Genomic DNA, 23356 nt, shown 5'->3' with positions numbered 1-23356 from the left:
TCAGAAGAGGGCTGTGCCGGCGAAGCGCAGGACCAGCTGGGGTGCTCCGGAGAGGGCGATGCCGAGGACGCCGGTGAGGGCGATCGCCGCGGTGAGGGGCGCGGGGAGGCGGTGCTTGACTGGCTCACCTTCGGGGGCGCGGAACAGCAGTGCCGTCCATTGGAGGTAGTAGAACAGGGCGATGACGACGTTGACGGCCATCACCACGGCCAGCCAGCCGAGTCCCGCGTCGACCGCCGCCGAGAACACGGTGACCTTGGCGAACAGGCCGATGATGCCCGGGGGCAGTCCGGCCAGGCAGAGCAGGAAGAAGGCCAGCAGCAGGGCGGCGACCGGATTGCTCGCGTAGAGGCCGCGGTAGTCCGTGATGCGGTTCGCGGACCTGGTACGGCCCACGAGCGCGGCCATCGCGAAGGCTCCGAGGTTCACGGCGGCGTACATGAGGGCGTAGGCGACCGTGGAGCCGATCGAGTGTTCGGCGTTGTCGGAGTAGGCGGCCGCGGCGATCGGTACGAGGAGGTAGCCGGCCTGGCCGACCGACGACCAGGCGAGCAGGCGTACCGCGCTGTACGCGCGCGTGGCTTGCTGGCGCAGGGCGCCGACGTTGCCGACCGTCATGGTGAGCGCGGCCAGCACCGCGAGCGCGGGCCCCCAGACGTCGGCGTACGAGGGGAACGCGACGACCGTGACAAGGATCAGGCCGGAGAAGCCGACCGCCTTGCCGACGACCGACAGATAGGCGGCGATGGGCAGGGGCGCGCCCACGTAGGTGTCGGGGACCCAGAAGTGGAAGGGCACGGCGGCCGTCTTGAAGGCGAAGCCGACGAGGGTGAGGACGACACCGGTCTGGGCGAGAGTGTGGAGCTGCCCGTCGACGTGCTGGATCCGGTCGGCGACCTGGGTGAAGTACAGGGTGCCCGTGGTGGCGTACACGAAGCTGATGCCCATGAGGCTGACGGCGGTCGCGGTGACCGACGACAGGAAGAACTTCAGGGCCGCTTCGGAGGACTTCTTGTCGCCGTGCCGGATGCCGACGAGGGCGAAGGCGGGCAGGGAGGCGACCTCCAGGGCGACGATCAGCGTCGCGAGGTCGCGGGAGGCGGGCAGCAGAGCGGCGCCGGCCGCGGAGGAGAGCAGCAGGAACCAGAACTCCCCTTCGGGGAGTTGCCTGTCGGCGTCCTTCAGGGCGGTCACCGACAGGAGGGCGGCGAGGAGGGCGCCACCGAGGACCAGGAACTGGATGACGAGCGTGAAGCGGTCCGCGGTGTAACTGCACGCGTGTGTGCCGTTCACGCAGAAGGTGCTGCGGTCGCCGTCCAGGAGGGGCAGCAGCAGGAGCGCGGAGGCGGCGAGGCCGGCGACCGAGACCCAGCCGAGGAGTGCCTTTCTGGCGTCGGCGACGAACAGGTCAGCGACGAGGACGACGAGTCCGACGACCGCCGTGAGGGTGGGTGGCGCGATGGCGAGCCAGTCGACGGACTGGACGACACTCGCGGCCAGCGGCTGCGCCAGGGAGCTCATCGAATGCCTCCTGAGAGGAGCTGCTGCACGGCCGGGTCGGTCAGGCCGAGGAGGGCCTTGGGCCACAGGCCGGCGGCGACGGTGAGGGCGACGAGCGGGGCCCAGGCCGCGAACTCGTATGTGTGGACGTCGGCGAGCTGCGGCGCTTCCGGGGGTACTGCGCCCATGCAGACGCGGCGGACGACGACCAGCATGTACGCGGACGTGAGGAGGGTGCCGAAGGCCGCGATCGCCATGAAGGTGAGGAAGGCCGGCCGGCTGAGGTCGGCGGCGGGCCTGAACGCGCCGAACAGGGCCAGCATCTCGCCCCAGAAACCGGCCAGGCCCGGCAGACCGAGCGAGGCGACCGCGCCGAAGGCGAGCAGGCCGCCGAGGCGGGGGGCCTTGCCGTAGAGCGCGGCACCGGTCTCCTCGGCGAGGGTGTCGAGGTCGGTCGTGCCCGTGCGGTCCTTGAGCCCGCCGACCAGGAAGAACAGCAGACCGGTGATGAGGCCGTGGGCGATGTTGGCGAACAGGGCGCCGTTCACGCCCGTCGGGGTCATGGTCGAGATGCCGAGCAGGACGAAGCCCATGTGACCGACGGAGGAGTAGGCGATGAGGCGCTTGAGATCGCCCTTCGCTCCCTGCTTGGCGAGCGCCAGGCAGGCCAGCGAACCGTAGATGATCCCGACGACGGCGAAGGCGGCGAGGTAGGGCGCGAAGGTGTGGACCCCGTCCGGTGCGATCGGGAGGAGGATCCGGACGAACCCGTACGTACCCATCTTCAGCAGGACACCGGCCAGCAGGACCGAGCCGACGGTCGGGGCGGCGGTGTGGGCGTCGGGAAGCCAGCTGTGCAGCGGCCACATCGGCGTCTTGACCGCGAGCCCGATACCGATCGCCAAAACAGCGATGACCTGCACGGATGTGGTCAGCGACCGGCCGTTGTCAGTGGCGAGTGCCACCATGTCGAATGTGCCGGCCTTGATCCCGATCAGGAGCAGGCCGAGCAGCATGACGACCGAACCGAGCAGGGTGTAGAGGATGAACCGCCAGGCGGCCTGGGTCCGGCCCTCGCCGCCCCAGCGGGCGATAAGGAAGTACATCGGGACGAGGACCATCTCGAACGCGAGGAAGAACAGCAGCAGATCGAGGACGGCGAAGCTCGCAAGGGTGCCGGACTCGAGGACCAGCACCAGTGCGACGAAGGCCTTCGGGGTCGGGCCCGACGGCATTTTGAAGTACGAGTAGAGCGCGCAGAGGAAGGTCAGCAGCGCGGTCAGGACCAGAAGGGGGAGGGAAATGCCGTCGATGCCGAGGTGGATCCGCACGTCGAGTGCGGGGATCCAGCTGATGTCGGTCGTGGCCTGCATCTTCGACGGATGGTCATGGTCGAAGCCGAGCGCGAGGACGATCGCGGCGATGAGGACCGCGCCGGTCACGGTCACGCCGTGGCGAAGCACGGCCTGCTCGGGTGACTTCCCCTTCAGTCCGGGCGGAGCGGGCAGGAGAGCGGCGACGGCCCCGAGGAGCGGGCCGACGACGACGAATGCCAGGAGGAACTGCATCACGGACTCGTTGATATCGATCACGCCTGCTCACGCTCCCGTGGCGACGAGGAGGACGGCGACCGCCAGGACGACGGTGCCGGCGAGCAGCGCGCTCACATAGGTCTGCACATTGCCGGTCTGGGCGCGCCGTACGGCGGCACCGAGCAGACGCGGTAGGGCGCCTGCGCCGCGTACGTAGGTCTCGACGACCTCGCGGTCCAGGAAGCGGACGAGACTCGCTCCGGCCTGGACCGGGCGGACGAAGAGGGCCGCGTACACCGCGTCGAGGTGGAAGCCGACGGCTGCGTGCCGGTGCAGCGGGCCGAGCAGCAGCCGCCCCGGGTCTGCCGGGTCGGGCGCGTATGCCACTCCCCCGTAGGCGGGCGCGTGACTGGCGATGGCCTCGGCCTCGACGAGTCCGGCGTCGCCCTCGGGGTGGGCCGCGACCGCACCGAGCGGGGCGCGGGACGCGAGGGCGGTGGTGTGCCGCCAGGCCGCATAGGTGACGATGCCGCCGACCAGAGCCATGCCCGTGCCGAGCACGGAAGTGGTGAGCGTCGGGGTGAGGTCACGGCCGTCGAACCAGTCGGGCAGCGAGCGGTAGGTGAGCCCGCCGAGCGCGAGGGAGGGGACGGCGAGGACCCACAGCACTACGGTCATGGTCAGTGGCTGGCGGCCGTGGTCGGGGGCCTCGGCACCCCGGCCGTGGAAGGCCAGCAGCCACAGGCGCATCGCGTACGCCGCGGTGAGTACAGCGGTGAGCAGGCCGGCTACAAGGGTGATCCAGCCTGCGACAAGGGGGGTGCTCCCGGTGTGGCCGGTGACCACGTGCTCGGCGGCGCCGAGGACGGACTCCTTGGAGAAGAAGCCGCTGAAGGGCGGGATCGCGGCGAGCGCGAGAAGCGCCACGGTCATCGTCCAGTAGGCGTCGGGGATGCGTTCGCGCAGGCCCTGCATGCGGGACATGGTGGCCAGGGAGTTGGTGCCGGCGGCGTGGATGATCACGCCGGCCGCGAGGAACAGCAGCGCCTTGAAGGCGCCGTGGGACAGGAGGTGGAAGACGGCCGCTCCGCGGTCGCCGACGGCGAGGGCGCCGGTCATGTACCCGAGCTGCCCAATCGTCGAGTAGGCGAGGACGCGCTTGATGTCGTCCTGGGCGAGCGCGGCGAGACCCGAGCCGACCATCGTGACAGCCGCCATGACGGCGAGGACGACCATCGCGGCCCGGGAGGCCTCGAAGACCGGGAGGAGGCGTGCGATGAAGTACACGCCGGCGGCCACCATCGTCGCGGCGTGGATCAGCGCGGAGACGGGCGTCGGGCCCGCCATCGCGTCGGGGAGCCAGGTGTGCAGCGGGAACTGCGCCGACTTGCCCGCCACCCCCGCCAGGAGCAGCAGGGCAATCAGTGTCGGGTGGTGGAGTCCACCGCTCGCGACGGTGCCGAGCACCTTGGTGATGCGGAAGGAGCCGGCATCGGTGGCGAGGGCGAACAGGCCGATGAGGAAGGGGACGTCGCCGAGCTTGGTGACCAGGAAGGCCTTGATGGAGGCGGCGCGGGCCTCCGGGGTCTCCCAGTAGTGGCCGACCAGGAAGTACGAGCAGATGCCCATGATCTCCCAGCCGACCAGCAGCACGATCAGGTCGCCGGAGTAGACGACGAGCAGCATCGCGGAGGTGAAGAGGGAGACCAGGGCGGCGTACGAGGGGTAGCGCGGGTCGTCGCGCAGGTAGCCGGTCGAGTAGATCTGCACGCAGGTGGCTACGACGCCGACCAGAACGGCGACGAGGACCGCGAAGCCGTCGAGGTGCAGGGCGAGTTCGATGGGAACGGAGCCGGTGGGTGTGAGTTCGGTGGCGGCGTCGATCGTCTGGTCGCCGCCCTGGCGCACGGCGACCAGCACCGCCAGCACGAGGGAGGCAAGGGTGGGCAGGACGGCGAGCGGGCGGACGAAGCCGGGTGCCGTGCGGCCCAGGAGCAGGCCGCAGGCGGCGCCCAGGAACGGCAGGAGGGGGACGAGGACGGCGAGGGTGGTCGTGGTCACGCGGTGGCCTCAGCCTTCCCGGTCTCTTCCGCCGTGAGGGCGCTGCCGTCGGGGCCGTCGCTCTCGTGGCCCTCGGCGCTGTCGCGGAGCTTGTCGATGGCCGAGGTGCCGCGGTTGCGGTAGACGGCGAGGACGATGGCCAGGCCGATGCCGATCTCGGCGGCGGCGATGGCGATGGTGAACAGGGTCAGGGCCTGGCCGGAGTGCAGCTTCTCCTGGGCGGCCTTGCTGAGCCAGACGTCGAAGGCGACGAGGTTGAGGTTGACGGCGTTGAGCATCAGCTCGACGGACATCAGGACCAGGATCGCGTTGCGGCGGGCGAGGACGCCGTACAGGCCGGTGCAGAAGAGGAGGGCGGAGAGTACGGCGGGATAGGCGAGGTGCATCAGCGGGCGCCTTCCTGCTCGGCCGGACTGTTTCCCTCGATCGGGTGATTACGGGAATCAGGGACGGATGGGGAACCACCGGTTGCGGCCCGGGAGTTCACAGGGGGAGAGCTCATCTCCGCCTTCGCCTTGCGGGACAGCACGATCGCGCCGACCAGGGCGGCGAGGAGGAGGACGGAGAGGGCCTCGAAGGGGAGGACCCAGTTCTGGAAGAGGCTCGCTCCGGTGACGGCGGTGGAGCCGGCCGCCGGGCCGTCCAGATCGATCCAGGTCGTGCGGAAGGCGTCCACGACGACCCAGACCAGGGCGGTGGCCGCGGCGAGGGCCACGGTGAGCGCGGCCCACCGGTTCCCGGAGTCGGCGTCCGGGGAGCGGCCGATCGGGGCCTTCGTGAGCATCAGACCGAACAGGAGGAGGACGACGACGGAACCCACGTAGATCAGGACCTGCACCCAGGCGATGAACTCGGCGGTCAGCAGGAGGTATTCGACAGCGAGGCCACCAAGGGTGACCACCAGCCACAGGGCGGCGTGCACCAGTTGCCGGGTGGTGACGGTGACCAGGGCTGCGCCGAAGGTGGCGAGGCCGACGAGGAGGAAGGCGATCTCGACACCGGTCGGCGAGAGGAAGCCGTGGGCGCCGGCGGCGGTCGTGGTGGCGTGGGCTGCCGTCGCGTGAGCTGCCGTGGTCTGTGCCACCGTCGCGGTGGCTGAGATGAGGGTCACGACGCGCCTCCCTCGGGTTCGGTCGGCCGGGGCGGCTCGGCGGCCTCGGTGGGCTCGGCCTGCGCGGCAGCGAGCTTCTCCGCGGTCTTGCGGGCGGCGGCGATCTCCTTCGGCTCCTCCGCGCCGGGGTCGAGGGCGGGCGGGGCCGGGACCGTCCACATCCACTCACGCAGCTTGTCGCGCTCGTGGGTGAGTTCGTGGATGTCGGTCTCGGCGTATTCGAACTCCGGGGACCAGAACAGGGCGTCGAAAGGACAGACCTCGATGCAGATGCCGCAGTACATGCACAGGGAGAAGTCGATGGCGAAGCGATCGAGGACGTTGCGGCTGCGTTCGCGGCCGCCCGGGGTGGCCGCCGGCACCGTCTCCTTGTGGGAGTCGATGTAGATGCACCAGTCCGGGCACTCCCGGGCGCAGAGCATGCAGACCGTGCAGTTCTCCTCGAACAGGCCGATGACGCCGCGGGTGCGGGGTGGCAGGTCGGGCTGGACGTCCGGGTACTGCTCGGTGACGGTCTTCCGCGTCATCGTGCGGAGGGTGACCGCCAGGCCCTTGGCCAGGCCGGAGCCGGGGATGCGGGAGCGGGTGGGCGGGAGCGGCTCAGCCATCAGGAGATCACCACCTTGACGATGCCGGTGAGGGCGATCTGAGCGAGGGAGAGAGGAACGAGGAGAGTCCAGGAGAGCTTCTGGAGCTGGTCCTCGCGTAGCCGGGGATAGGTGACGCGGAGCCAGATCACGAGGAAGGCGAGGACGGCCGTCTTCAGCAGGGTCCAGACCCAGCCGAGTCCGTCGGCGCCCCACGGGCCGTGCCAGCCGCCCAGGAAGAGGACGGTGGTCAGGCCGCACAGGACGATGATTCCGGCGTACTCGGCGAGGAGGAAGAGGGCGAAACGCAGGCCGGTGTACTCGGTGTACGCGCCGAAGATGATCTCCGAGTCGGCGACGGGCATGTCAAAAGGCGGGCGCTGGAGTTCGGCGAGACCGGCGACGAAGAAGACGATCGCGCCCACGATCTGCCAGGGCAGCCACCACCAGTGGAAGGCGTCCAGGATGCCGGGGAGGGAGACCGTGCCGGCCGCCATTGCGACGGAGGCGGCGGCGAGGAGCATCGGGAGTTCGTAGGCGAGGAGCTGCGCGGCGGTGCGGAGGCCGCCGAGGAGGGAGAACTTGTTGGCGGAGGCCCAGCCGGCCATGAGGGAGCCGAGGACGCCTACGCCCATCACCGCCAGGACGAAGAAGATGCCCGCGTCCAGGACCTGGCCGACGGCGCCCTCGCTGGGGCCGATGGGGATGGCGAGGAGAACCAGGAGGTACGGGAGGAGGGCCACGGCGGGGGCGAGCTGGAAGATGCGGCGGTCCGCGCCCGCCGGGACGACGTCTTCCTTCTGCGCGAATTTCACACCGTCGGCGACGAGTTGGGCCCAGCCGTGGAAGCCGCCGGCGTACATCGGGCCGAGGCGGCCCTGCATGTGGGCCATGACCTTGTGCTCGGTCTGGCCGACGATCAGGGGGAAGGTGAGGAAGACGACGAACACGATCAGGAGTCGCAGGGTGACGTCCAGAGCGTCGGTCACTGCGGGCCTCCTGCGGGGTCTTCTGGGTCCGGAGTCGGATCTTCGGGGGACGGATCTTCGGGGGTGGCGTGGGGGGACTTCTCGGCGGGGGCCTCTTTGGCGGAGGCCAGGCTTGAGGAGCTGTCACCGGGGGTTGACTCGGCGGAGGGGCCTGAACCCGCGTCGGAGTCGGCGCCGACGGACGGTTTCGGGCTGGGTTCGGCTTCGCTCGGCGGTTGGGCGACAGGCTCGGCATCGGGGGCCGACTCAGCCGCCGGCTGCCGCTCGGGCACTGGGCTCGGTTCGCCCTCCGACTTCGAGTCCGCGCTGGGCTTCGTTTCCGGGCTGGACTTCGTCCCAGGCCCCGCTTCGGTCTCCGGGGCAGGCCCACCCTCGGCCGTCGGCCCGCTCTTCAGCCTCGGCTCGTCCTCAGACCTCGGCTCCGGCTCGTCGAAAGCCGGGCGGGCGTGGTGCCACGGGGCGTCCGAACTGCGCGGGGCGGGTGCGGGTCGGGTGGTTGGGCTCTGTGGCGACTGGCTTCGGGGGGTCTGCGAGGCCGAGCCTTCGCTCGCGCTGCGTGTGCGTCGCGGCGCTGCCGCATCGGCGGCACCGGGCTGCCGGTCGGCCGGGGCACCCTCGGCCGGAGTCGAAGCCACCTGACTCGCCGACCCCTCCGCCGCCGACCGCGCACGACGCGGAGCAGCCGGTGCATCGGCAGAAGGCGGTGTCGCCACCTGGCTCGCCGAGCCCTCCGCCGCCGACCGCGCACGACGCGGAGCAGCCGGTGCATCGGCAGAAGGCGATGTCGTCGCCTGGCTCGCCGAGCCCTCCGCTGCCGAGCGGGCGCGGCGGGCCGGGCGGTCGGCTGCTGGGCGGGTCGGGCGGTCGGTCGGGGGGCGGCCTGCGGCTCGGGCTGGGCGTGCCGGGGCAGGGGGGAGTTGACCCTTCAGGGGGCCCCATTCGTTCGGGTCGGGGACGCCCGGGGGGAGCATCTGGCGGCGCTTGGGGCCGCCGTGGTCGGACTCGCCGGGTTCCTTGGCGCCCGGCCAGGCCTTGGCCACGCGGGCGGCCAGGACGAAGTCCTTGCGCAGGGGGTGGCCTTCGAAGGTTTCCGGGAGGAGGAGGTGGTCCAGGGCGGGGTGGCCCTCGAAGACGACGCCGAACATTTCGTGGGTCTCGCGTTCGTGCCAGGCCGCGCCCGCGTAGACGCCGACGGCGGAGGCCAGCGTCGGCGCCTCGTGCGGGACCGTGGTGCGCAGCAGCAGACGGCGCACGGGAGACAGGGAGACCACGTGCGCCGAGACGCGGAAACCCGTGCCCGGTTCGTCGACCGCGCTCAGCCAGTCGAAGTAGGTGCACGACAGCTGGTCGCGGGCCACCTGCAGCGCTGCCGGCCAGCTCGCCGGCGGGACGTCGACCGTCAGGAGCTCGTACGACTCCTCGGCGGTGGCCTCCGTACCGAACAGCTGGTCGGCGGGGGCGGGGAGCCAGCCGACCGTGCTCATCGGTCCTCCTCCGAAGGAGCGTCGGGCGACGGGGGCTTCACCAGGCCGCTCTGCAGGGCCGCCGCCGACGGGCGTGCCGGTGCGGTTCCGTACCGCTCCCCCAGCGACTCGCGGGCGATCTTCTCCTGGAGCTTGAGGATCCCCTGGAGGAGGGCCTCGGGGCGGGGCGGGCAGCCGGGGACGTAGACATCGACCGGGATGATCTGGTCGACGCCCTTGGTGACGGAGTAGGAGTCCCAGTAGGGGCCGCCGCAGTTGCTGCAGGCGCCGAAGGAGATGACGTACTTGGGTTCCGGCATCTGTTCGTACAGCCGCTTCACGGCCGGGGCCATCTTGTCCGTGACCGTGCCGGAGACGACCATCAGGTCGGCCTGGCGGGGGCCCGGTGCAAAGGGGATGACGCCCAGGCGGATGAAGTCGTGGCGGGCCATCGACGCGGCGATGAACTCGATCGCGCAGCAGGCGAGACCGAAGTTGAAGACCCACAGCGAGTACCGGCGGCCCCAGTTCAGGACCACCTTCATCGGTTCGGGGGCCAGGCGGGCGAGGGCGCCCAGCCGTTTCGGCTCCGGGAGGAGTACGGGCTGACCGTTGGTGTCCGGCGTCGTCACGTCCATGCCAGGACGCCCTTCTTGTATGCGTACAGCAGGCCCACGGCCAGGAAGCCGAGGAAGATGAACATCTCCACCAGTGTGGTCACGCCGTACCCGTGCGCGGCAAACACCGTCGCCCAGGGGAACAGGAAGATCGAGTCGACGGCGAAGATGACGTAAAGGAAGGCGTAGACGTAGTAGCGGACCTGGGTGTGGGCCCAGCCCTCGCCGACGGGGTCGACTCCGCACTCGTACGTCAGGAGTTTCTCGGGGGTGGGGACCATGGGCCGCAGCAGTCGGCCGGCGCCGAAGGCGACCGCGACGAAGAGCACGCCGACGACGGCGAGCAGTCCGACGACCGAGTACGACTGGAAGTAGTCCGCCGCGACGACGGTCGGACCGGCGACGGTCGATTCCCGCACGTCCGTACCCCTCGCTCCCTGCGACCTTGATGAACGCTGCTGTTCGACGATCTGTACGCACGGGAGTCTAGGCCCTGATAAAGACACGGTAAGCAGCCCGTCACCGCTTGAGACGACCTTGAGATGCCAGGAGGCCGCCGAGGAGCGGTCGGGGTGGGGTTTTCCCCAGGAGACGTGGGCGGCCGACCTCATGGCGCGGGCGTCCGGCGCGCGGCACGCTAGCCCATATGACCGAACGACACGCGCGCCCGATGGGGGCCCAGGAAGGTGACGGCGACCGTCTGCCGCCTGCCCGTTTCGCCTACGACCGGCACACCTGGAAGGAGATCGCGCATCTGCTGGCGAACCTTCCGGTGTCGCTGATCGGGTTCGTCTATGTCGTGACGGTGCTGTTCACCGGCTTCTGGCTGACCGTGACGGTGGTCGGGTTCCCGCTGCTGGCGGCCGGTCTGACCGGTGCGCGGCTGCTGGGCAGGATGGAGCGGGCGCGGGCCAGGAAGCTGCTCGGGGTGCGGGTGGAGGAGCCGAGCCGGCTGCCCGGAGGCGGCACCGGCTTCCTGCCGTGGCTGTGGATGCGGGTGAAGGACCCGGTGGGCTGGCGCACGGTGCTGTACGACTTCATCCGGCTGCCCTGGGGGATCCTGACCTTTGTCATCACGCTGACCTCGCTGTTCGTGCTGTGGCCGGTGCTGCCGTTCATCGCGCGGGCTCTGGCCAACGCCGACCGGGCGATGGTGCGCGGGCTGCTGTCGCCCTCCGACGAGCTGGAGCGGCGTATCGCGGAGCTGGAGTCGGACCGGGGGGTCGTGGTCGACACTGCCAACGCCGATCTGCGGCGGATCGAGCGCGATCTGCACGACGGGGCGCAGGCCCGCCTGGTCAATCTGGCGATGGGTCTTGGCCTGGCCAAGGAGAAGCTCCTGGAGGACCCCGACTCGGCGGCGGAGATGGTCGCGGAGGCGCACGGCGAGGTGAAGCTCGCGCTGCAGGAGCTGCGGGATCTGGCCAGGGGGATCCATCCCGCCGTACTGACGGACCGGGGGCTGGATGCCGCGCTGTCCGCGGTGGCCTCGCGGTGCACGGTGCCCGTGAAGGTGACCGTCGATCTGGCCTCACGGCCCGCCGCGGCCATCGAGGGCATCGCCTATTTCACCGTCTCCGAGCTGCTGCAGAACATCAGCAAGCACAGTGCGGCGAAGACAGCGTCGGTGGAGGTGTGGCGGGCGACGGACCGGCTGCTCATCCAGGTCGAGGACGACGGCCGCGGGGGCGCGCGCCTGGACGGCGGCTCGGGGATGCAGGGGCTCGCCGACCGGCTGGACGCCGTCGACGGACTGTTCGTCATCGACTCGCCGCAGGGCGGGCCGACCGTGGTCACCGCGGAGCTGCCGTGGCGCGACCGCGCTGCCGGCAAGGGGTAGGGAAAACCCCCCTTCCAAGAGGCCGACGGCCTCCATGGTCCGCGGACCTGCGGCGCAGCAGTGTGGGGATACGGCAGGACAGCCGCAGCCGGACAGGGCGAACGGGACGAGTAGAACGGACGACGCCGATGGCCACGGAGTACGGACAGGGCTACGGGCACGACAGCGGGCTCGGGTTCACCGAGGGGACGCGGCGCCGGCTGCCGGCCGGGCTGCGGGCCCCCTTCGAGGCGCGCAGCTGGCGCGAGTTCGGGTATGTGCTGCTGAGCCTGCCGATCGGCATCATGCTCTTCGTCTACGCCGTCACGATGGTGTCGCTCGGGGCGGGTCTGCTGGTGACGTTCCTGGGGATTCCGGTGCTGGCGGCGGGGCTGGCCGGCTGCCGGGGCTTCGGCGCGCTGGAGCGGGCGCGGGCGCGGGGGCTGCTGGGGCTCGAGGTGGCCGACCCGGAGCCGCTGCGGATGAAGAAGTCCGGCGTGATGGCCTGGATGGGGGCCGTGCTGAAGAGCGGCACGTCGTGGCGGGCGCTGCTGTATGCACTGGTGCAGTTCCCGTGGTCGGTGTTCTCGTTCGTGGTCGCCGTCAACTTCTGGGCGTACGGCTGGGGGCTGCTGACGTATCCGCTGTGGTTCTGGCTCTTTCCGATGTACGGCGGTCAGGGCGGGCTTCAGCTGTACGGCGACGGCAGCCACAGCATCTACCTCGACAACCCCTTCGAGATCACCGTCACCGCACTGGTGGGGCTGTTGTTCACGCTGGCCACGCCGTGGATCGTGCGGGCGCTGACCATGGTGGACCGGGTGCTGGTGCACGGGCTGCTCGGGCCGTCCCGGCTGGCGACGCGGGTGGTGGAGCTGGAGTCGGACCGGGGCGTCGTGGTGGACACGGCGGCTGCGGATCTGCGGCGGATCGAGCGCGATCTGCACGACGGGGCGCAGGCCCGGCTGGTGGCCTTGGCCATGGATCTGGGGCTGGCGAAGGAGAAGCTGGCGGAGGATCCGCGGGCGGCGGCGCGGATGGTGGACGAGGCGCACGGTGAGGTGAAGACGGCGCTGCAGGAGCTGCGGGATCTGGCCAGGGGGATCCATCCCGCCGTACTGACGGACCGGGGGCTGGATGCGGCGCTGTCCGCGGTGGCCTCGCGGTGCACGGTGCCGGTGCAGGTGGAGGTGGATCTGGCCGAGCGGCCGGCGCCGGCCATCGAGGGGATCGCGTACTTCACGGTGTCGGAGCTGCTGCAGAACATCAGCAAGCATGCGCGGGCCACGTGGGCCGCGGTGGATGTGTGGCGGGTGGAGAGCCGGCTGATGGTGCAGGTCGTGGACAACGGGGTGGGTGGGGCGGATGCCTCCCGGGGGTCCGGGCTGGGGGGGCTTGCCGAGCGGTTGGATGCGGTGGACGGGATTCTGGTGGTGGATTCGCCGGTGGGGGGGCCTACTCGGGTGACCGCGGAGTTGCCGTGGCGCGGGGAGCGGGCGGTGGGGTGAGCACCGGGGCCCGCGGCGGAGCCGCTGATGGATGCAGCTCGGCCCCGCCAGGGGGCTCCGCCCCCTGGACCCCCGATCGGCCTGACGGCCTCGTCCTCGACCGCCGGACGGGCTGAAAAACTCAGGGATTCCCGTTGGTCACAGGCACGCGGATCCGAATGCTGGAATGCTGGACCACTGGCAGACGGAGTCGGGCTGGGGGAGCCGGGGGAATCGTGGAGGACAGAGTGCGGGTGGTCATCGCCGAGGATTCAGTGCTGCTCAGGGAGGGGCTGACCCGGCTGTTGACCGACCGCGGGCATGACGTGGTCGCCGGGGTGGGTGACGGCGACGCGCTGATCAAGACCATCACCGAGCTGGACGCGCAGGGCGAGCTGCCCGATGTCGTGGTCGCGGACGTGCGGATGCCGCCCACGCACACCGACGAAGGGGTGCGGGCCGCGGTGCAGCTGCGCAAGGCCCATCCGGGCCTCGGGGTGCTCGTGCTGTCGCAGTACGTGGAGGAGCGCTACGCCACCGAGCTGCTGGCCGGTTCCAGTCATGGCGTCGGATATCTGCTCAAGGACCGGGTGGCCGAGGTCCGGGAGTTCGTGGATGCCGTGGTGCGGGTGGCCCAGGGGGGTACCGCGCTGGACCCTGAAGTGGTCGCGCAGCTGCTCGGGCGCAGCCGTAAGCAGGACGTGCTGACCGGGCTCACCCCGCGGGAGCGGGAGGTGCTGGGGCTGATGGCCGAGGGGCGGACCAACTCGGCCATCGCGCGGCAGCTGGTGGTGAGCGACGGCGCCGTGGAGAAGCACGTCAGCAACATCTTCCTCAAGCTCGGGCTGTCCCAGAGTGACGGGGATCACCGGCGCGTTCTCGCGGTCCTCACCTATCTGAACTCCTGAGGGGCTGACACTGAGTCAGTAAGCGCGCGTTCAGTCATCGATCCAGGATCCATCCAGCCTCCGTCCACGCACAGAACCGAACGAATCGCACGAAGCGTCTTCAAAGGGAGCGCCGAGGGGCGAGAAATCATGACAAGTCAGGGCGTCACACCGTCTCAAAACTGTGTCCATGATGCGAATGGCCACGGGAAGGCGACCCTGCCGGACGTAGGGTTGATTTTGGGAAGGCCTACGGGAAGGCCGGTCCCAGACAGCCGCCTCGAGGGAGGTCCAGTTCAGTGACCAGCCAGGTCAGCAGGACAGCGGAGCAGGCAGACGGAGCCGTCGTCGGAGAGCAGCGGGGGCCGGGCGGAACGAAGGACGTACGCAAGCTGGACCGGGTGATCATCCGGTTCGCGGGGGACTCCGGTGACGGAATGCAGCTCACCGGTGACCGTTTCACCTCCGAAACCGCGTCCTTCGGGAACGATCTGTCCACTCTTCCGAACTTCCCCGCCGAGATCCGGGCCCCTGCCGGGACCCTGCCGGGTGTGTCGTCCTTCCAGCTGCACTTCGCCGACCACGACATCCTCACGCCGGGCGACGCGCCCAACGTACTGGTCGCGATGAACCCCGCCGCCCTCAAGGCCAACATCGCCGACCTGCCGCGCGGCGCGGAGATCATCGTCAACACGGACGAGTTCACCAAACGGGCGATGCAGAAGGTCGGGTACGCCGCCTCTCCGCTGGAGGACGGCTCGCTCGACGGGTACAGCCTGCACGAGGTGCCGCTGACGACGCTGACGGTCGAGGCGCTCAAGGAGTTCGATCTCTCCCGCAAGGAGGCCGAGCGCAGCAAGAACATGTTCGCGCTGGGGCTGCTGAGCTGGATGTATCACCGGCCCACCGAGGGCACCGAGAAGTTCCTGCGGACCAAGTTCGCGAAGAAGCCGGAGATCGCCGAGGCGAACCTCGCCGCGTTCCGCGCGGGCTGGAACTTCGGCGAGACGACCGAGGACTTCGCGGTCTCCTACGAGATCGCCCCGGCCACGACCGCCTTCCCGACCGGGACCTACCGCAACATCTCCGGGAACCTGGCCCTCGCCTACGGCCTGATCGCCGCCTCGCGCCAGGCCGACCTGCCGCTGTTCCTGGGCTCGTACCCGATCACTCCGGCCTCGGACATCCTGCACGAGCTGAGCAAGCACAAGAACTTCGGCGTACGGACCTTCCAGGCGGAGGACGAGATCGCCGGCATCGGCGCGGCGCTGGGCGCGGCCTTCGGCGGCTCGCTGGGGGTGACGACGACCTCCGGTCCGGGTGTGGCGCTCAAGAGCGAGACCATCGGGCTCGCCGTCTCGCTGGAGCTGCCGCTGCTCGTCATCGACATCCAGCGCGGCGGGCCGTCCACCGGTCTGCCGACCAAGACCGAGCAGGCCGATCTGCTGCAGGCCATGTTCGGGCGGAACGGCGAGGCACCGGTCCCGGTGATCGCCCCCAGGACCCCGGCCGACTGCTTCGACGCGGCCATGGAGGCGGCGCGGATCGCGCTGACGTACCGCACCCCCGTGATGCTGCTCTCCGACGGCTATCTGGCCAACGGCTCGGAGCCCTGGCGCATCCCGGAGCTGGACGAACTGCCGGATCTGACCGTGCAGTTCGCGCAGGGCCCGAACCACACTCTGGAGGACGGCACCGAGGTCTTCTGGCCGTACAAGCGCGACCCGCAGACCCTCGCCCGCCCTTGGGCCATCCCCGGCACCCCCGGCCTCGAACACCGCATCGGCGGTATCGAGAAGGAGGACGGGACCGGCAACATCTCGTACGCCCCCGCCAACCACGACTTCATGGTCCGCACCCGGCAGGCCAAGATCGACGGCATCGACGTGCCGGAGCTGGAGGTCGACGACCCGCACGAGGCGCGCACGCTGGTGCTCGGCTGGGGATCGACCTATGGACCGATCACGGCGGCGGTACGGCGGCTGCGCACGGCCGGGGAGTCCATCGCGCAGGCCCATCTGCGGCATCTGAACCCCTTCCCGAGGAATCTCGGCGCGGTCCTGAAGCGTTACGACAAAGTGGTGATTCCCGAGATGAACCTCGGGCAGCTCGCCACGCTGATCCGGGCGAAGTACCTGGTCGACGCCCACTCGTACAACCAGGTGAACGGCATGCCGTTCAAGGCTGAGCAGCTCGCCACGGCTCTCAAGGAGGCCATCGATGGCTGAGACGTCCACGGAAGGCACGGGCACGATCGAGGCGCTCTCGCTCGTTCCCAAGGCCGAGGCCCGCCAGTCCATGAAGGACTTCAAGTCCGACCAGGAAGTGCGCTGGTGCCCCGGCTGCGGTGACTACGCGATCCTGGCGGCCGTCCAGGGCTTCATGCCGGAGCTGGGCCTCGCCAAGGAGAACATCGTCTTCGTCTCGGGCATCGGCTGCTCGTCCCGCTTCCCGTACTACATGAACACGTACGGCATGCACTCGATCCACGGCCGGGCGCCCGCCATCGCGACCGGGCTCGCCTCCAGCCGGCGGGATCTGTCGGTGTGGGTGGTCACCGGTGACGGCGACGCCCTGTCCATCGGCGGCAACCACCTCATCCATGCGCTGCGCCGCAATGTGAACCTGAAGATCCTGCTGTTCAACAACCGGATCTACGGCCTGACCAAGGGGCAGTACTCGCCGACCTCGGAGGTCGGCAAGATCACCAAGTCGACGCCGATGGGCTCGCTGGACGCGCCCTTCAACCCGGTGTCGCTGGCGCTCGGAGCGGAGGCCTCCTTCGTCGCCCGCACCATCGACTCCGACCGCAAGCATCTGACCGAGGTGCTGCGCCAGGCGGCCGCCCACCCGGGCACCGCGCTGATCGAGATCTACCAGAACTGCAACATCTTCAACGACGGCGCCTTCGAGGCCCTGAAGGACAAGCAGCAGGCCGAGGAGGCGGTGATCCGGCTGGAGCACGGGCAGCCGATCCGCTTCGGCAGCGATCTGTCCAAGGGCGTCGTCCGGGATGCGGCCACCGGCGATCTGAAGGTGGTCGACGTGACCGCGGACAACGAGTCCCGCATTCTGGTCCACGACGCCCACGCCGAGTCGCCGACCACCGCCTTCGCGCTGTCCCGACTGGCCGACCCGGACACCCTGCACAACACCCCGATCGGTGTGCTGCGGTCGGTGGACCGGCCGGTGTACGACACCCAGATGGCCGACCAGCTGGACACGGCGATCGTGCAGAACGGCAAGGGCGACCTGGCCGCGCTGCTGGCGGGCGGGGACACCTGGACGGTCGTCGGCTGACCGACACGTACAAGCGGAGGGCCCGGATGCGGCGGTGCGGCATCCGGGCCCTCCCGTGCGGTGTCACACGTCGGGGATGTCCTTCTTGGCACGGATGAGGGTCTCGCGGGTGATGACGACGATGCGTTCGTAGTCGGCGCGGGCGGCGTCCGGGGGCAGATGGGGGTCGAGGGCGGTGGTGGCTTCGGTGCCGATGACAGCGAAGTTGCCATCGGTCAGTTCGAACAGGTCGGGGCAGGTCTCGGAGGAATAGCTGCCTCTTTTGCGGGGTGGATCGCCGAGGCGGCGGGCTATCCGAACAGACATCGATTCGTCAGGCAACTGAGCGTCCCCTCCCGGAGTCACAGCCAACGTCCAGAGCATGACCGGGCCGACCTGTGCTCACACCCACCCGTCGGAGTACAGGTGCGGCATACGCCCTCAGCCGTGCGCCGGGGGCTCGGGCTCCGGCTCAGGCACGGCGCCCACCACCCACCACTCGTCCGGCTCCTCGGCCAGCTCCTCCATCATCACGTCGACGGCCGCGCCGATCCTCGCCTCGACGGAGTCCTGAGGCAGACTCCGCCGGTGCTCCACGGTCCGGTCCCAGTACTCGGCGAAGACGGAATTGATGCACAACACGCGGAGATGGCCGAGAAGTTCGTCCCAGCCGAGCGCTCCGACCCGGTGGGCGAGCACCAGGGAGCCGTACTGCTGGTTGGCGAAGATCATCTGACGGCGCCTGTCATCGGAAAGACCCCCCAGCGTGCTCGACGCCTCGGCCAGCAAGGGGTCGTCCAGCTTGCGGTCGTTCTGGTCCACGATGAGGCGGTAGTGCTGGATGAGGTTGGCCCGGCGGATCTCCTCGGTCATCAGCCCGAGTTGCTGCACCAGCTCGGTCCGCAGCTGCTCCAGACGCCGGCGGCGCCCCCGCGCGAAGGACACCCCCCTCAGCCCCAGTCCCGCCGCTACTGCAGAACCGATACTTCGCGCGGCCGCGTTCCGCCGTGAAGCCATCTCGAGGAATCCCCCTGGATCAGGTGGCCGTGCACCGGCCGACGGTGCACGGACCGGCGCACGGGAGGGCACGACATTCCGCCTCCAGCGTGCCCGGTGCCGTCAGGCGGTGCGGAAGGCGGAGAGGGGGCGCATGGAAGGACGTAGCGCTTCTGCCCGTCCGCACCCTGACACTCGTGTGCCCGGCGAGCGCCCGCCGCATGCGTCCGGCAGCTGCCGACGGACGCGTCGGCCCTGCTCAGCCCACACTCAGCGCTGCCGCTTCGCCGCGTCGTACGCGTCCCGCGCCTGCTGTACGGCGTCCATCCGCCGCTCGGTCCACACCGCCAGCGCCCGCACCTGCTGCGCCGCCTCTCGCCCCAGGTCGGTCAGGGAGTAGTCGACCCTCGGCGGGATCACCGGCTTGGCGTCGCGGTGCACCAGTCCGTCGCGCTCCAGGGTCTGCAGGGTCTGGGTGAGCATCTTCTCGCTGACGCGGCCGATGGCCCGGCGCAGTTCGCTGAAGCGGTAGGGGCGCTCCAGAAGCTCGATCAGGACCAGCACACCCCAGCGGCTGGTGAGGTGTTCCAGGACGAGGCGGTAGGGGCACATCGCCTCGCCGGTGTCGTACTTGGCGAGGGGTCCCGGCTCGACGACGGATTCCGGAGTACTTACTGCCATGCCAGTACCTTACTTCAAAGTGGGTACTTTCCAATAGTTAGCGCCGCTCCTAGGGTTAGTGGCACATCCGCACCCCACAAGGAGATCGCAGATCATGAGCATCGTCGTCACCGGGTCCACCGGACACCTCGGCCGTCATGTCGTGGAGCAGCTGCTGGAGAAGGTCCCGGCAGAGCAGATCACCGCCGTCGTACGTGACGAGGCGAAGGGCGCCGACTTCGCCGCGCGCGGAGTGAAGCTCGCGGTCGCCGACTACAACGCGCCGGAGACCTTCGGCAGCCTCTTCTCGGCCGGTGACAAGGTGCTGCTCATCTCCGGCAACGAGTTCGACAAGGGCCGTGTCGGCCAGCACAAGGTGGTCATCGAGGCCGCGAAGGCCGCCGGTGTCGCGCTCCTCGCCTACACCAGCGCCCCCGGCAGCCTGACGGCCGCGCTCGCCGACGACCACCGCGGCACCGAGGAGGCCCTTCTCGCCTCCGGCGTGCCGTTCACGCTGCTGCGCAACGGCTGGTACCACGAGAACTACACCGAGAACCTGGCCCCCGTGCTGGAGCACAACGCCGTCGTGGCCGCCGCCGGTGACGGCCGGGTCTCCTCCGCCTCGCGTGCCGACTACGCTGCCGCCGCCGTCGCCGTACTGACCGGCGAGGGCCACGAGAACAAGACGTACGAGCTGGGCGGCGACGAGGCGTGGAGCTTCGCCGAGTACGCGGCCGAGCTCAGCAAGCAGACCGGCCAGGAGATCGTCTACAGCCCCGTCTCGGTCGAGGCCCTCACCGGGATCCTGACCGGCGCCGGGCTGCCCGGCCCGCTCGCCGCGATCCTTGCGGGCGTGGACGCCTCCATCGAGAAGGGCGAGCTGGTCGTCTCCACCGGCGACCTGTCCCGCCTGGCCGGCCGTCCGACCACGCCGCTCGCCGACGCGATCGCGGCGGCTGTCAAGGGCTGACGCTCCCGGGCGCCCCGGGTGCGACACCCCCGCCTGTCATGACCGTATGGCGATACGGGTATGACAGGCGGGGGCGCTCGGCGTTACCTTCTGCCTGGGACGCGTGCGCGACGAGGTGAGGAGGGGGCCGTGACCGGGAAGTCCAGGGGCGAGCGGCACATAGGACTGCTGAACGGCTTCGCCGCCTACGGGATGTGGGGTCTGGTCCCCCTCTTCTGGCCCCTGCTGAAGCCCGCCGGCGCGATCGAGATCCTCGCCCACCGGATGGCCTGGTCCCTGGTCTTCGTGGGCGCCGCGCTCGTCGTGATGCGGCGCTGGGCCTGGGCGGGTGAGCTGCTGCGGCAGCCGCGCAGGCTGGGGCTGGTCGCGGTCGCCGCGGCCGTCATCACCGTCAACTGGGGCGTGTACATCTGGTCCGTCAACAGCGGGCATGTCGTCGAGGCCTCGCTCGGGTACTTCATCAATCCGCTGGTCACCATCGCCATGGGCGTGCTGATCCTGAAGGAGCGGCTGCGGCCCGTGCAGTGGGTGGCGGTCGGGACCGGTTTCGCCGCGGTGGTCGTGCTCACGGTGGGGTACGGGCAGCCGCCGTGGATCTCGCTCACGCTCGCCTTCTCCTTCGCGACGTACGGGCTGGTGAAGAAGAAGGTCGGGCTCGGCGGGATCGAGTCGCTGGCCGCGGAGACCGCGATCCAGTTCCTGCCCGCCGTGGGCTATCTGCTGTGGCTGAGCTCGCGCGGCTCGTCGACGTTCACGACCCACGGGGTGGGGCACGGCGCGCTGCTCGCCGCCACCGGGGTGGTGACCGCGTTGCCGCTGGTGTGTTTCGGGGCGGCGGCGATTCGGGTGCCGTTGTCGACGCTGGGGCTGCTGCAGTATCTGGCGCCGGTGTTTCAGTTTCTGCTCGGGGTGCTGTACTTCCATGAGGCGATGCCGGTGGAGCGGTGGGCCGGGTTTGCGTTGGTGTGGGTTGCCCTGTGCTTGCTGACGTGGGATGCCTGGCGCTCTGCGACCAGGCCGGCCCGGGTTCGCGTGCCGCAGGTCGAGGCGGCGCCCTCCGCTGCGGTGGACGTCTGACTGGGGGTCTGCCCCAGGCCCCCGTGTCGGCCTGAACGGCCTCGTCCTCAAACGCCGGACGGGCTGAAAGACGAACGCCGACCGGCGCTGGGAGTTGTCAACCCGGCAGACATTGGCCGCGGTGCCGCATATAAGTGGTCCCATGACACAGACGCCCGCACCCACGCCCCCGTCCGACCCCTCCCCCGTCCACTGGAAGCTGGTCGTCGACGCCGGTGACCCGCATGCGCAGGCCGACTTCTGGGCCGCCGCGTTGCGGTATGAGGTCGAGGACAACAGTGCGTTCGTGGAGCGGCTGCTGGAGCTCGGGGCACTGCCCGTCGCGGCCACCGTCGAGTTCCATGGGCGGCGGGCCTTCCGGGACCTGATTGCGGTGCGGCATCCGGACGATCCGTACGACAAGGAGCGCGGGACGGGGCTCGGGCGGCGGCTGCTGTTCCAGCGGGTGCCGGAGGCCAAGACCGTCAAGAACCGGCTGCATCTCGATCTGCATCCCGGCGACGGGCGGCGTGACGGCGAGGTCGAGCGGCTGGTGGAGTTGGGGGCGAGCGTGCTGCGGCGGGTGAAGGAGCCCGCCGGGGAGTGGGTGGTGATGGCGGACCCGGAGGGGAACGAGTTCTGCGTGCAGTAGGTCATAGCGGGTGTCCCGGCGGGCGGGATGTTCCGTTATGCGAACTGGCTCAGCAGCCGTCGGCGCGTGTGATGTCATGTTCCTGACCGGCGGTTTCCCCGGCCGGCGCGGCGTCTTCGACGACGGCGGCCCCTCCGCCGCGCATCGCTCGAAGATCAGCGGCTGGCTGAACTTCGACATGATCGGCTCGCCGGACCGGGTGACGGCCGCTGCGAATACATGCCGTTCAAGGACGCGGGTGTCCCGGTGGGCGGGATGTTCAGCGGCGCAGGCTGCCAAGTGGGCGGTACGTCGGGGCCTTCGACGCCCGCCTACCACCACCGCTCCTGCGACCCGACGTCCGACATCGACGACATCGCTCTGGACCGCACGACGCCATCGCGCACGCGGTGTGGGAGCTGTCCGAGTGGCCGCCCCCGGTCGTCAGCCCGGCGTCTGCTGGGCCGACTTGCGGGCGCGTTCCGTGAGCCGGCCCATGCGGGTGCGGGCCGACTCCAGCCGCTCGATGTCGTCGGCCGCCGGGCCGTCCTCGGCCGTGAGCTCGGTCCACAGGCCGATCAGCTCGTGGCCGAGGTCCAGGCCCTGCTGCGGATCGCGCACGGCACGCCAGGCGGAGGCCGCGCTCTGGATGTTGCCGTAGGCCGCCTCCGCGTCCCCGGTGCGGCGGTGGAGCCGGGCCAGGTCGAGCGAGAGCCGGAACGCGCGGATCGGCTCGCCCGCCAAGTAGGCGATGTACGCGGTGAGTTCACGCAACCGGAGCACTTCGGGGTGCTCCGGTCCGAGCGCCGCCGACGCCTCCTCGACCGTGGTCTCGGCCAGCCCGGCCGCTGTCTCTGTCCGCCCCGCTTTCACGGCCTCGTTGATCTGCGCCATCGGCTCCGCGAGGAAGGCGGGGCCGGTCGGCGGTTCGTCACCGAGAACGGCTTCGGCCACGGCGTCGAAGCCGCGGGCGGGGGTGGGCTTGGGGTCGGGGTCGAGGGCCGGGTCCGGGGGGACCAGGAGAAGGGGGGCGGTCGCCGGACGCTTGGGTGCGGGGGCGTTGACGGACTCCTCGCGGGGTACGGGTGCGTCCTCGGCGTCCGGGTGGTGCTGCGGGACCGCGTCCATCGGCGGGGGCGGGCCGAACTCGCCGGTCGGGGCCGCCACCGTGCCCGGGGCCCTGTCCTGCGCCGGTTGTGGCAGCGCACGCAGCACGAACGTCGGGGAGGTCTCCCGCGCGGGTTCCGCGGGCGCCCGCAGCACATGCGTCGGCTGGTCGCCCTGGGACGACTGCTCGGGCGGCCGCGGCGGGGACGGCGGAGCCTGCGCCGCGGGAACGGTCATCCCTACGGGTTCCCCGGTGAAACTGCTGGCCCCGTCCGTGTCCACCCGAAGGTGTACGACGCAGGCGATCCGCTCGTCGTGCACGGTGGCGAGGACGGGGTGGCCGGTGGCGAGGGCGATGCGATGGAGATGGTTCAGGACGGCCTGCTGGATCTCCTCACCGGCGGCCGCGGTGACCGGCACACCGCCGACCCAGGCGCCGACCGCACCGGCTTCGGGCACGCGGACGTCGATCGGTGCCGCCACCAGGGCCGCCGAGCCCTCGGCGCGCTGCTGTTCCCGCTTCTTCTCGCGGCTGAGTCGAGCCATCGGTTCCCTCACTCGGATGCGTCGGGGAGTCTGCGGACAGCGCGTTCGGGTTCCATGG

General features: G+C 70.3%; 22 protein-coding genes and 1 pseudogene. 9 read left to right on the top strand and 14 right to left on the bottom strand.

Annotated features, from left to right (window positions below; translation table 11 throughout):
- Genes ABD355_RS28800 through ABD355_RS28755 form a run of 10 tightly spaced genes read right to left on the bottom strand, consistent with a single transcriptional unit; the run spans position 1 to position 10279 of the window.
- Positions 1-1521 carry an NADH-quinone oxidoreductase subunit N gene (locus ABD355_RS28800; RefSeq protein WP_344403645.1) on the bottom strand — a complete coding sequence of 507 codons (1521 nt, stop codon included), beginning with the start codon at positions 1519-1521 and terminating at the stop codon, positions 1-3.
- A complete protein-coding gene (locus ABD355_RS28795) occupies positions 1518-3092 on the bottom strand; it encodes an NADH-quinone oxidoreductase subunit M (protein WP_344403644.1) in 1575 nt (524 codons plus the stop codon). Before ABD355_RS28795 ends, ABD355_RS28800 begins: the two co-directional genes overlap by 4 nt.
- Positions 3093-3098: 6 nt before the next feature.
- Positions 3099-5093: an NADH-quinone oxidoreductase subunit 5 family protein gene (locus ABD355_RS28790; RefSeq protein ID WP_344403642.1), complete on the bottom strand. Its 1995-nt coding sequence runs from the start codon at positions 5091-5093 to the stop codon at positions 3099-3101.
- Complete coding sequence (nuoK, locus tag ABD355_RS28785) at positions 5090-5479, bottom strand: NADH-quinone oxidoreductase subunit NuoK (protein WP_344403641.1); 390 nt, start codon at positions 5477-5479, stop codon at positions 5090-5092. The genes ABD355_RS28790 and nuoK overlap by 4 nt, the downstream gene beginning before the upstream one ends.
- The gene (locus ABD355_RS28780) at positions 5479-6177 is read right to left on the bottom strand and encodes an NADH-quinone oxidoreductase subunit J family protein (RefSeq protein WP_425585800.1); all 699 of its coding nucleotides are present in this window, start codon (positions 6175-6177) and stop codon (positions 5479-5481) included. Before ABD355_RS28780 ends, nuoK begins: the two co-directional genes overlap by 1 nt.
- Before the next feature lie 23 nt (positions 6178-6200).
- Entirely contained in the window at positions 6201-6812 is a 612-nt protein-coding gene (locus ABD355_RS28775; RefSeq protein ID WP_344403640.1) for a NuoI/complex I 23 kDa subunit family protein, read from the bottom strand.
- On the bottom strand, positions 6812-7780 hold the full coding sequence (locus ABD355_RS28770) for a complex I subunit 1/NuoH family protein (protein WP_344403639.1): 969 nt from the start codon (positions 7778-7780) through the stop codon (positions 6812-6814). Before ABD355_RS28770 ends, ABD355_RS28775 begins: the two co-directional genes overlap by 1 nt.
- On the bottom strand, positions 7777-9264 hold the full coding sequence (locus ABD355_RS28765; RefSeq protein ID WP_344403638.1) for an NADH-quinone oxidoreductase subunit C: 1488 nt from the start codon (positions 9262-9264) through the stop codon (positions 7777-7779). The genes ABD355_RS28770 and ABD355_RS28765 overlap by 4 nt, the downstream gene beginning before the upstream one ends.
- Complete coding sequence (locus ABD355_RS28760) at positions 9261-9881, bottom strand: NADH-quinone oxidoreductase subunit B (RefSeq protein ID WP_344403637.1); 621 nt, start codon at positions 9879-9881, stop codon at positions 9261-9263. The genes ABD355_RS28765 and ABD355_RS28760 overlap by 4 nt, the downstream gene beginning before the upstream one ends.
- Positions 9872-10279, bottom strand: coding sequence for an NADH-quinone oxidoreductase subunit A (locus ABD355_RS28755; RefSeq protein ID WP_344403636.1), 408 nt, complete (start codon positions 10277-10279; stop codon positions 9872-9874). The genes ABD355_RS28760 and ABD355_RS28755 overlap by 10 nt, the downstream gene beginning before the upstream one ends.
- Before the next feature lie 227 nt (positions 10280-10506).
- Between ABD355_RS28755 and ABD355_RS28750 the strand changes: the two genes are divergently transcribed.
- The 5 genes from ABD355_RS28750 to ABD355_RS28730 all read left to right on the top strand — a co-directional run bounded on the left by ABD355_RS28750 (position 10507) and on the right by ABD355_RS28730 (position 17353).
- Entirely contained in the window at positions 10507-11700 is a 1194-nt protein-coding gene (locus tag ABD355_RS28750; protein ID WP_344403635.1) for a sensor histidine kinase, read from the top strand.
- A gap of 128 nt (positions 11701-11828) precedes the next feature.
- The gene (locus ABD355_RS28745) at positions 11829-13187 is read left to right on the top strand and encodes a sensor histidine kinase (RefSeq protein WP_344403634.1); all 1359 of its coding nucleotides are present in this window, start codon (positions 11829-11831) and stop codon (positions 13185-13187) included.
- A gap of 227 nt (positions 13188-13414) precedes the next feature.
- Complete coding sequence (locus tag ABD355_RS28740; RefSeq protein WP_344403670.1) at positions 13415-14074, top strand: LuxR C-terminal-related transcriptional regulator; 660 nt, start codon at positions 13415-13417, stop codon at positions 14072-14074.
- A 278-nt stretch (positions 14075-14352) separates the two neighbouring features.
- Entirely contained in the window at positions 14353-16281 is a 1929-nt protein-coding gene (locus ABD355_RS28735) for a 2-oxoacid:acceptor oxidoreductase subunit alpha (protein WP_344403633.1), read from the top strand.
- Positions 16274-17353 carry a 2-oxoacid:ferredoxin oxidoreductase subunit beta gene (locus tag ABD355_RS28730; RefSeq protein WP_344403632.1) on the top strand — a complete coding sequence of 360 codons (1080 nt, stop codon included), beginning with the start codon at positions 16274-16276 and terminating at the stop codon, positions 17351-17353. Before ABD355_RS28735 ends, ABD355_RS28730 begins: the two co-directional genes overlap by 8 nt.
- A gap of 63 nt (positions 17354-17416) precedes the next feature.
- On the opposite strand, the gene ABD355_RS28725 is transcribed toward ABD355_RS28730, so the two are convergent.
- The 3 genes from ABD355_RS28725 to ABD355_RS28715 all read right to left on the bottom strand — a co-directional run bounded on the left by ABD355_RS28725 (position 17417) and on the right by ABD355_RS28715 (position 19009).
- Positions 17417-17659, bottom strand: a complete 243-nt coding sequence (locus tag ABD355_RS28725) for a hypothetical protein (RefSeq protein ID WP_344403631.1) — start codon at positions 17657-17659, stop codon at positions 17417-17419.
- A gap of 114 nt (positions 17660-17773) precedes the next feature.
- Positions 17774-18349, bottom strand: coding sequence for a DUF6082 family protein (locus ABD355_RS28720; RefSeq protein ID WP_344403630.1), 576 nt, complete (start codon positions 18347-18349; stop codon positions 17774-17776).
- 249 nt (positions 18350-18598) lie between these two features.
- A complete protein-coding gene (locus ABD355_RS28715) occupies positions 18599-19009 on the bottom strand; it encodes a winged helix-turn-helix transcriptional regulator (RefSeq protein ID WP_344403628.1) in 411 nt (136 codons plus the stop codon).
- 94 nt (positions 19010-19103) lie between these two features.
- Here ABD355_RS28715 and ABD355_RS28710 point away from each other — a divergent pair, with 94 nt between their 5' ends.
- The 4 genes and pseudogenes from ABD355_RS28710 to ABD355_RS28695 all read left to right on the top strand — a co-directional run.
- Positions 19104-19958, top strand: coding sequence for an SDR family oxidoreductase (locus tag ABD355_RS28710; protein WP_344403627.1), 855 nt, complete (start codon positions 19104-19106; stop codon positions 19956-19958).
- A 129-nt stretch (positions 19959-20087) separates the two neighbouring features.
- The gene (rarD, locus tag ABD355_RS28705; RefSeq protein WP_344403626.1) at positions 20088-21035 is read left to right on the top strand and encodes an EamA family transporter RarD; all 948 of its coding nucleotides are present in this window, start codon (positions 20088-20090) and stop codon (positions 21033-21035) included.
- 142 nt (positions 21036-21177) lie between these two features.
- Positions 21178-21666, top strand: coding sequence for a VOC family protein (locus ABD355_RS28700; protein ID WP_344403625.1), 489 nt, complete (start codon positions 21178-21180; stop codon positions 21664-21666).
- Between the two features lie 133 nt (positions 21667-21799).
- Positions 21800-22133, top strand: a pseudogene (locus tag ABD355_RS28695) (hypothetical protein); the annotation flags it as partial.
- On the opposite strand, the gene ABD355_RS28690 reads toward ABD355_RS28695, so the two are convergent.
- Positions 22090-23298, bottom strand: coding sequence for a tetratricopeptide repeat protein (locus ABD355_RS28690; RefSeq protein ID WP_344403624.1), 1209 nt, complete (start codon positions 23296-23298; stop codon positions 22090-22092). The pseudogene ABD355_RS28695 and the gene ABD355_RS28690 overlap by 44 nt on opposite strands.
- Positions 23299-23356 lie beyond the last annotated feature (58 nt).

It is taken from the genome of Streptomyces longisporus (assembly GCF_039532765.1).
Classification (GTDB): Bacteria; Actinomycetota; Actinomycetes; order Streptomycetales; family Streptomycetaceae; genus Streptomyces; species Streptomyces longisporus.
This window is presented reverse-complemented; position numbering and strand designations above follow the sequence as displayed.

Excerpts from the sequence above, each read along its gene's own strand:
- ABD355_RS28800 (WP_344403645.1), bottom strand. The coding sequence starts at position 1,521 with ATGAGCTCCCTGGCGCAGCCGCTGGCCGCGAGTGTCGTCCAGTCCGTC.
- ABD355_RS28750 (WP_344403635.1), top strand. The coding sequence starts at position 10,507 with ATGACCGAACGACACGCGCGCCCGATGGGGGCCCAGGAAGGTGACGGC.
- ABD355_RS28775 (WP_344403640.1), bottom strand. The coding sequence starts at position 6,812 with ATGGCTGAGCCGCTCCCGCCCACCCGCTCCCGCATCCCCGGCTCCGGC.
- ABD355_RS28715 (WP_344403628.1), bottom strand. The coding sequence starts at position 19,009 with ATGGCAGTAAGTACTCCGGAATCCGTCGTCGAGCCGGGACCCCTCGCC.
- ABD355_RS28765 (WP_344403638.1), bottom strand. The coding sequence starts at position 9,264 with ATGAGCACGGTCGGCTGGCTCCCCGCCCCCGCCGACCAGCTGTTCGGT.
- nuoK (WP_344403641.1), bottom strand. The coding sequence starts at position 5,479 with ATGCACCTCGCCTATCCCGCCGTACTCTCCGCCCTCCTCTTCTGCACC.
- ABD355_RS28730 (WP_344403632.1), top strand. The coding sequence starts at position 16,274 with ATGGCTGAGACGTCCACGGAAGGCACGGGCACGATCGAGGCGCTCTCG.
- ABD355_RS28700 (WP_344403625.1), top strand. The coding sequence starts at position 21,178 with ATGACACAGACGCCCGCACCCACGCCCCCGTCCGACCCCTCCCCCGTC.
- ABD355_RS28710 (WP_344403627.1), top strand. The coding sequence starts at position 19,104 with ATGAGCATCGTCGTCACCGGGTCCACCGGACACCTCGGCCGTCATGTC.
- ABD355_RS28745 (WP_344403634.1), top strand. The coding sequence starts at position 11,829 with ATGGCCACGGAGTACGGACAGGGCTACGGGCACGACAGCGGGCTCGGG.
- ABD355_RS28720 (WP_344403630.1), bottom strand. The coding sequence starts at position 18,349 with ATGGCTTCACGGCGGAACGCGGCCGCGCGAAGTATCGGTTCTGCAGTA.
- ABD355_RS28760 (WP_344403637.1), bottom strand. The coding sequence starts at position 9,881 with ATGGACGTGACGACGCCGGACACCAACGGTCAGCCCGTACTCCTCCCG.
- ABD355_RS28690 (WP_344403624.1), bottom strand. The coding sequence starts at position 23,298 with ATGGCTCGACTCAGCCGCGAGAAGAAGCGGGAACAGCAGCGCGCCGAG.
- ABD355_RS28725 (WP_344403631.1), bottom strand. The coding sequence starts at position 17,659 with ATGTCTGTTCGGATAGCCCGCCGCCTCGGCGATCCACCCCGCAAAAGA.